Below are 819 nucleotides of genomic sequence, written 5' to 3'. Positions count from 1 at the left end.
GATAGGCAGGATGCGATCGCTTCTTTCCTGAACCATGTTCAGGAGAGTTCAGCGTGAATGTATCAGGACGACGGTGTGTTCATCACCCTAGAAGGCGGGGAAGGGGTGGGCAAAACCACCCAACAGGCCCTCTTGGTTGAGCGACTGCGCCAAGAAGGCTACGCTTGTCTGTGTACCCGCGAGCCGGGGGGCACGGCGCTGGGCAAAACGCTGCGGGAGCTGTTGCTGCACGGGGATCCCTTTAGCCCTCTGGCGGAGTTGCTCCTGTACGCGGCGGATCGGGCTGAACACGTGAGCAAAGTCATCGCGCCGGCTCTGGCGGCAGGGCAGGTGGTGGTTTGCGACCGCTTTACCGATTCCACCCTGGCCTACCAGGGCTACGGTCGGGGGCTGGACTTGGAGAAGATCCGGCAGCTCAACCGATGGGTCACCGACGGGCTACAGCCGGATCTCACCCTGTGGCTGGATCTGCCCCCCGAGGTGGGGCTAGAACGGGCTCGCTCCCGTTCTTCTGGCGCAGTTGAGCTAGCGGTGCAGAGCACTAACGAGCAAGAAGGCCTAGAGTTCCACCGGCGGGTTTACTGCGGATTCGAAACCCTGGCTGCCGCAGAACCACAGCGGATTGTCCGCATTTCAGCCCAGGGATCCCCGGCAGAGGTGGCTGCCCGCCTCTGGTCAGTGGTCGAACCCCGCCTACCACTTGCGACAGCAGGCCGGGAGCCCTAGACTGATACATTTACGCTGAACATTGCTGAACATCACTGTTCAACTATGCAGCGATAGCATTCTGTTTGTTTCCAAACAGAATGGCGGTATCCC

Annotated in this window: 1 protein-coding gene; it reads left to right on the top strand. The window is 60.7% G+C overall.

What is annotated here, in order from left to right:
- The first annotated feature begins 57 nt into the window (after positions 1-57).
- Positions 58-726, top strand: coding sequence for a dTMP kinase (gene tmk / locus NW840_RS13300; protein WP_414344783.1), 669 nt, complete (start codon positions 58-60; stop codon positions 724-726).
- Positions 727-819 lie beyond the last annotated feature (93 nt).

It is taken from the genome of Synechococcus sp. R5-13 (assembly GCF_047462015.1).
In the GTDB taxonomy this organism is placed as follows: Bacteria; Cyanobacteriota; Cyanobacteriia; order Thermostichales; family Thermostichaceae; genus Thermostichus.
The sequence above is the reverse complement of the archived record's forward strand: the minus strand, read 5'-3'. Positions and strand labels throughout refer to the sequence as shown.

Excerpts from the sequence above, each read along its gene's own strand:
- tmk (WP_414344783.1), top strand. The coding sequence starts at position 58 with ATGTATCAGGACGACGGTGTGTTCATCACCCTAGAAGGCGGGGAAGGG.